This is a genomic window from Mucilaginibacter sp. (genome assembly GCF_036383575.1).
GTDB lineage: Bacteria > Bacteroidota > Bacteroidia > Sphingobacteriales > Sphingobacteriaceae > Mucilaginibacter.
Map to the genome: position 1 here is coordinate 1 of NZ_DASVOB010000155.1, position 7647 is coordinate 7647.

At 42.9% G+C, this 7647-nt stretch carries 4 protein-coding genes; 3 read left to right on the top strand and 1 reads right to left on the bottom strand.

The features are described from left to right. Nucleotides 1-1477, top strand: a 1477-nt coding sequence (locus tag VF500_RS05605) for an outer membrane beta-barrel family protein (protein WP_330858730.1), incomplete at its 5' end; no start/stop codon positions are given. 203 nt (nucleotides 1478-1680) lie between these two features. Here VF500_RS05605 and VF500_RS05610 read toward each other — a convergent pair. After that, nucleotides 1681-2079 (bottom strand): VOC family protein, encoded by a 399-nt coding sequence (locus VF500_RS05610; RefSeq protein ID WP_330858731.1) that lies wholly within the window; start codon nucleotides 2077-2079, stop codon nucleotides 1681-1683. Nucleotides 2080-3089: 1010 nt separating this feature from the next. Between VF500_RS05610 and VF500_RS05615 the strand changes: the two genes are divergently transcribed. Together VF500_RS05615 and VF500_RS05620 are read left to right on the top strand one after the other, a co-directional pair. Continuing rightward, nucleotides 3090-6104, top strand: coding sequence for a SusC/RagA family TonB-linked outer membrane protein (locus tag VF500_RS05615; protein ID WP_330858732.1), 3015 nt, complete (start codon nucleotides 3090-3092; stop codon nucleotides 6102-6104). A 34-nt stretch (nucleotides 6105-6138) separates the two neighbouring features. Further along, on the top strand, nucleotides 6139-7647 hold the full coding sequence (locus VF500_RS05620; RefSeq protein WP_330858733.1) for a RagB/SusD family nutrient uptake outer membrane protein: 1509 nt from the start codon (nucleotides 6139-6141) through the stop codon (nucleotides 7645-7647).

Below are 7647 nucleotides of genomic sequence, written 5' to 3' on the forward strand. Positions count from 1 at the left end.
GGATTATGATGTTTCGTCCAAAACTACGCTTGGCATTGTTCTTGGCGGAACCATGATCCACCGCAAGGGTAATAATACAGCTTCAGCGCGCTGGCTTAACCCAAGTGGCGCTGCAGATTCAGTCATCGCTACCGATAATGCCAATAACAGCCGGTTTAAAAACGGGCAGGTAAGCCTGAGCCTTCGCCATGCCATCAGCAAAACACAGGACATCAGCGCTGACGCCGACTGGCTGCACTATAACATTGCCAGCGACCAGAATTTTAACAACCGCCTGCAAACCACTGGCGGCTACAACGAACTGACGCGCGCCAGCATCCCCACGGGCATCACCATACTCTCGGGCAAGGCCGACTATACGCTCAAAACCCAAAACGATGACCAATGGCAACTGGGCTGGAAATCGGTACACAGTAGTACCGATAACGCAGCCGGCTACCAAAATTTCACCTCAGGCCAATGGACGGACGACCTGACCCGCAGCAATCATTTCCTTTACAACGAGAATATCCATACGGCCTACGCGCTGTTGGAGCGCAAGCACAAGGCCATTAGCTACCAGGCAGGCCTGCGTTACGAGCATACAGATTATCATGCGCATCAACTGGGCAATTTGCTGCAAAAAGACTCGGCTTTTTCGCGCAACTATGGCAGCTTTTTCCCCAGCGGTTATTTCAGTTACCAAGCCGATACGGCCAACAGCCTTACGCTAACGGTAAGCCGCCGTATTGATCGCCCGGCTTATCAAACGCTCAACCCCTTCTATTTCATCATCAACAAGTACACCTATCAAACGGGCAACCCGTACATCCTGCCGCAATACAGCTGGAACCTGGAGCTGAGCCATCAATACAAAAACCTGCTTACCACTACAATATCATACAGTAACATCAACAACTACTTTTCGCAGATATTTTTGAGTGATCCTGCACAAGCGGGCATTCTGTTGTATACACAAGGAAACGTGGGGCGCACGTATATTATTGGCGTATCCGAAGCTGTCACGGCTTCGCCTACCAACTGGTGGACGCTTACAGCACAGGCGCTGTACAATTATAAAAAGCTAAGCGGTTTTAACGGCAATCATTACACATCGGATATTAACCAGCTTAACCTAAACGCCAGCAACCAGTTCACCATCGGCAAACGTTTTACGGGCGAGGTATCGGGCTTTTACACAACTCGCGCACGAAATGATGTGCAGGAACGCCTGTACCCTACCGGGCAACTTTCAGCGGGGCTGGGCATGTCAGTATTTAAAAAGAAGGCAAACCTGAAGTTGAGTATGCGCGATATATTTTACACCAACGCCATGGAAGGCTTAACGCAGTTCCCTAACGCCACCGAGTATTTTAAGATCAAGCGCGATAGCCGCGTGGTAGTACTTGCGTTCACTTATCGCTTCGGCAAAACCTATAAAACGGTTAAGCGCGATAATGGTGCCGCTGATGAAATGCAGCGGGTGGGAAATGGATAAAAAATGAGCTATTGCAGGTCAATAAAAGAGTCCACCACGCTATCCTTCGACAAACTTAAGATTCTTCCTGGGTTCACCTAACCGGGCTCGAATCAAGGAACGAACCATCACCGTACTATTCAAATGCAAAACATAAAAAAACGTAAGCATGCAGGATTTTGCTTCCATACTGCACAGAATTAATTAGCATTATTGATAACACATCACATATTATCCATTAGTAGAACGTTAAATTTATGTCCATCGGGATCAGTAAAAGCGAAGCCATAATAATTGGCTCTATCTCTTTCTACTTGCTTAATAATATTGCCCCCGGCGTTTCTAACTTTATTTGCAAACTCATTCACCTCCTCCTCTGTCTCTGCAGAAAGTGTGAAGATAATTTCGCTGTTATCTTTTGATCCCGGCATTAAAAATTCATCTATTGTTGAGCCTTGTTCAAAAAAGTGGATCACAAATCCATCCTCACCAAAAAGAAAACTGGCCAACTTCGGATATTTGTTTGTCCCATTGCGTATAAAACCTAACTGTGTGTAAAACTGATCTGTACGCTTTGCGTCTTTTACGCTAAAATTGGCCCAGATTTTTTGCTTCGTATTCATATTTATGTTTTTTAGTTAGTGATTGTTTCTCAAAGTTATTGCATGATGCTAAAACGTTCAAGGTGTATGGGCGACATTTGATGGGGGCGTTTGTGCCAAAAACACATTGAGTAGTTTGCAAAGCCCCGAACGATTTACAGCGAGAACTGCAATCAGCTTTTTCCTGCTTTTTAGTCATTATCAAAGCTGACGGGCTCTCAACCGGTGGGTATAAAATTTTCAGGCCTGACCCTATTGATCAAAGGCAATGCTGAGGCCTGTCAAATCAATATCAAACCATGGTCTTTTAATTAAAAATGTAATTCTTACATTTTATGACTGATTTTACTCAATTTGGAAAATTGATTTAGCACTTTTTCAAGATTTTACCACAGCAGCTTAATGATATTTTATCAAAAAAGTCAAATATTTCACGATTTTTTTTGACAATTTTTCAATTACTATCGATTGTTATCATTTGAAATAATAAAAGTTTACTATTTTCTAAATATTACTTGGTAAAACGTTTTTGTTAATTATATTTGTTAAAACCAGTTATAAAAATACGTTACTACTTAATCGTTTAAGCCACCTGACCTGCTGCTTCGAGATTTACGTAATTGAATATATTAACCAATATCACTGACATGAAAAACCTGATTTACCTGTACCTCATCTTTCAGAAACCTATCATCTGACAAGGCTACGCCATCAAAAAAATCTCTGGTTGAGATTTTAGGCATCAAGACTTTTATTGTTTAACCTAATCACCAAAAGTGAAAAGAACACTTGGGTATGGTCATTTTTGATGGCAAACCCGAGGGTGCTAACTATGCGCCGCTGTCAAGAATATTCCTGCAGATTATTTTGGGCTGCCTGTTCTTTTCGCTTGAAAATCAACACTATGAAAAAAGAATTACATTCCACTTAATGTAACGGCGCATGTTATCTGCATAACTCATTTGCAGGCATAGCAGCATATCGCCCGTCAAATCAAAAATTTATTTCACAAACTAAAAGATCCATTCATTATGCGATACTTATGGCTGTGCTTTGTGGTTTTCGCAGCAATAACCACAAATGCACTTACAGGCTTAGCTAAGGGGAATGAGGGTAAAAAAAGCAAAATAAAACGTACTGTTTATAATAATAATAAGCCTCGTACCCATCGGGATACAACGGCAAAAGATTCATTATTAAAAGACAGTATAAATATTATTATCAGGCGTACCCTATATAATAAGCTGGCAGATAGTGTTATTAAAAAACCTTATGACCTATCCAAATTCCCGGCTGTTTCCCTGCAACAACTTTTAAAAGGGCAATTTGCAGGGCTTTATGTTCAGGAGCCTTCGGGCGAACCCGGCTCCATGCAAAATATGTTTATAAGAGGTGTGCCTATGCCGCTTCTTTCTCCACGGGATGTTTACCAATCACAACCCCTGGTTATTTTGGATGGTATTCCACTTGTGACAGAACACCCGTTTGCATATGATATACAGTTATATGACTATAACAGGATGGGAACAGCCACCAATCCGTTTGCGGCCATCGACATGAATAATATCGCCTCTGTTGAGGTATTGAAAGATCTGTCGGCTACGGCGGTTTACGGGCCACGTGCAGTTAATGGCGTTATCGTTTTAACCTCAAAAACCCCGTTAGCTGCCAAAAGCATCACTTTTGATACCTATATAGGTTTGGCGCAGCGCCCGCATGTAACTACAATAAACGGCAAGTATGAAAACGCTTTCAGGCAGCGCTTTTATGACCTTTATACAACCAATGGCAGGTACTCAGATGATGAGAATTACCCCATTTATTTGAGCGACTCATTAAATAATGTTTACAGCGGAAAATCTGACTGGAGCGATCTTTACTATCATAATGCGGTAGTTTATGGTATAAACTTCGGTATTTCCGGCGGAACAGATCGTGCTAACTTCCGTTTCTCGTTAGGTGATCTGAAAAATAATGGCATTGCTGATGGAACAGTGCTAAACCGATATAGCGCCATGTTCAACATCAACATGAAGCCGCTCAAATGGTTGCTTTTTTCAACCATGGTAAATGCCAACAGGCTTGACCGGCAACGGAACAGATATCTTCGGGACAGATTTGCCCAGATCAATTACTTTCCAGATCTAAGTGCCCCGTTGCCACCCAATAAAGAATTTTATGCCGATTACCTGACGCAATACAAAAAAGGATTTGATAACAACAAAACCAACATTGTTGATGGCTACGCCAAAATAGGCATCGACCTCGGGAAATTTAAATTCGTCACCACCTTTAACGTTGATTATAACGAAGGTTACCGGGATGTGTTTTATGCGCGTACACTTTTGCAGGGCAACAGCTATGCTTCCAATTACTTTGGTTTTAGCCAAAGAATTATGGCTGATAACAGGGCAACTTATGACCTGACAATAAATAAAGTAAACGATTTCCATTTTGAGCTTGGGCAATCAACGCAGTGGGATATTTATAAGTATAGCAACGCCTATGCATACAAAGGGGTGAATGACTATATTAAGATCGACCTCCTGGACTCAAACCCGAAAAACCCGGATGGGTCTGACAATCCTAATTACCTAAACCCTACCGCCTTTCCGCGCGAATTAACCTTCCGCTTTTTGGATAAGATCAGGAATAACCTGGTTTCGTTTTATGCCAAGACTGATTATTCGTTCAAAGAAAAATACTTCATCTCGGCAACGGTACGTGCAGACGGATCATCAAATGCCCAGCCTACCAGCCGGTGGTTCTATTCGCCGGTAGTATCAGCAGCCTGGAACATTAAGAAAGAGCTGTTAAATAATAGCACTATCATAAACGATCTTATCTTACGGGCAAGCGCAGGCAGATTAGGTCGCCTTAACGCATTTGATAATTATGCACAGGGCCCTCAATATACCGCATCGGTCGGCTATACGGGTAACTTAACTGTACCTGGCTATAATGCTTTTGGTGTGCTTACCAGGCCATACGCTACCGGGTGGATCGGCTATGGCATACCATGGTCTTACTCCAATCAGCTTAACATCGGAACAGAAGCCGGTTTCCTTAATAACCGTCTGCACCTTTCGGTTGATTGGTACCTGAAACAGGAAAAGAATTTACTTATAGGGATCCCTGCTTTTGCGGAGTACGGCTATAAACAGTCGATTGAGAGCGGCATGGCCGTAAATAATACCGGTATAGATGTATCTGTATCAGCCAATATCATCCGGAACACAAATTTTGGATGGACATCGTCCTTAAATCTAAATCATAATACCAATAAGCTAAAAGCATTGCCAAGAGGCTTAAATCAAATCATTGTCGATGATAAGCTTTTAAAAGTAGGCAGCCCCGTTGATCAGTATTGGTTACTGATAAATGATGGCATTTATAAATCAGAAAGCGAAATACCTGTTGTAAATGGGCAGCCGCTTAAATACAATGGTATCGCGCTACATGCCGGCGATCCAAAGTGGCGCGATATCAACGGCGATAATGTGATTGACAATAATGACAAGGTATTAAAGGGGCATTCTTTACCAAAAATTTCGGGCGGATATGATAATAACTTCAGATACGGCAACTGGAATTTAAATATCAACCTCTATTTCAACCTGGGGCGCGACCTGATACACCAGGAAATGGCCAACCGCTTTGATTTTATTAACCGTGAAGGCAACAGCGATGTAAATTCTGTTAAAGAGATCACCTTTTGGGAAAAACGTGGAGACTATAACAAATACCCGCTGTATAACCCATGGAGCACTGTTATCCCCTACCGTGTTGATCAGGACCTTTTTCTTGAAAATGCTTCATTCCTGAAATTAAGAACGGTTTCCATTGGGTATGACCTTACCAAAGCCATGCGCTTAAAGAAAATCAAGCTAACCAGGTTCTATGTATATGCCACGGCAAATAACGTGTTCACCATAACACCTTACACCGGTCAGGATCCTGAATTGGTAAACTACGATGGCTATGATACAGGTTATGGCCTGCCTATACCAAGAACCTATACCCTGGGTGTAAAAATGGAATTATGATATGAAAAACGATAACAAAAATCATGTTGTAAAAATGAAAAAGACATTATGTATCGTCCTGATCCTGTTTACTGCGGCAATAACAAGCTGTAATAAAACACTGGATATTGATTCGACAAGGGTTGTGGGCGAAAAAAACATGTGGAATAAGCTTGAAGATGCACGTGCGGGCTTATTGGGCGTGTATGCGCTTACCCGTGCCGCTTTATCTGATAACGACGGTCACTGGCTTTATGGCGATGTACGCACCGGCGAATTTATTAGTCCCAACCGGCAGGATCTGAAAGCAATTTCAAGTAACCAGCTCAACGCATCCTATCCAACTGTTGATGCCTTGAGCGACTGGACAAGGTTTTATGCCATAGTTAATGCCGCAAATATTTTTCTTGAACGCATTGGCGATGTAAAAGCAGCCGATAAGCGCTATACAGAAAACTATATGATAGTTGACGTTGCTCAGGTTCGTTTTTTGAGGGCCTTTACCTACTTCTATATGGTAAGGATCTGGGGAGATGTGCCCTTCATCACAGCATCACACGATGGCAAGTTTGAAAACCAGCCCCGCGAGAGCGGCAGCAAAATTTTAGTCTGGGCCCAGCAGGAAATGCTTAAGGCCGCTGCCGATCTGCCATTTATTTATAGCGCCAATGACGTACAGCAGCCCGGTAATTATTATAATGAAGATGTCACCCGCTGGGGCGGAGCTTTAGCCACAAAAAACTCGGCCTACGCGGTGTTGGCCCATTTGGCGGCGTGGCAGGGCAACTATACCGATGTAGCTACTTATGCCAAATTTGTTGAAGATAACTATGGCAAAAGCGGGATCAATTTTCAAAGCACCGAGGACCTCACCAAATCAAACGGGTTCTTTTTCAATAAGAATACCAGCCAGATGTTCGGTTTCAACTCCGATTGGGGGCATATCGACGGATCGGTAACCGGCCACCTGGAAGAGTTAACCCTGGCCGAACCTGTGGTGAATAAAAAAGTACCGGATATCTATATGCCTAAGGATACTATCCTTAAAATATTTGACATGCCTAAAGATGAACGCTTTAGTATTGATACGCTCGGCCAGCCCCGTACCGAGAGGTACTTCACCAATATCAATGGCAAGTACCCGATTTTCAGCAAGATAAAGGTGATACAGGGAGGCGTTTCAGATCCTACATTCCGATACTTCACCAGTGCCTTGATCTTTACAAGGATAGAGGATATCGTATTACTCCGGGCCGAGGCATTAGCTGTTTTGGGAGATGTGAACGGTGCTATAAACGAAGTATTTAATATAATGACCCGCCGGGGGATAACAGACCTCACGATTGACGCCAACCAGGATATTATTGATGTAATATTCAAGGAGCGCCACCGCGAACTCATGGGCGAGGGCCAACGGTGGTATGACCTGGTACGGTATAATAAGATCAAGCAAAACAACCCTGCATTCATCAAACTCATCAATTCGCAGGGAATCTACTGGCCGGTATCGCGCAAGCTTATCGCACAAAATAACCTGTTAACTCAAAATCCATTTTGGAAATAA

Coding starts and splice junctions, on each gene's coding strand:
- VF500_RS05610 (WP_330858731.1), bottom strand. CDS start 2,079: ATGAATACGAAGCAAAAAATCTGGGCCAATTTTAGCGTAAAAGACGCA.
- VF500_RS05615 (WP_330858732.1), top strand. CDS start 3,090: ATGCGATACTTATGGCTGTGCTTTGTGGTTTTCGCAGCAATAACCACA.
- VF500_RS05620 (WP_330858733.1), top strand. CDS start 6,139: ATGAAAAAGACATTATGTATCGTCCTGATCCTGTTTACTGCGGCAATA.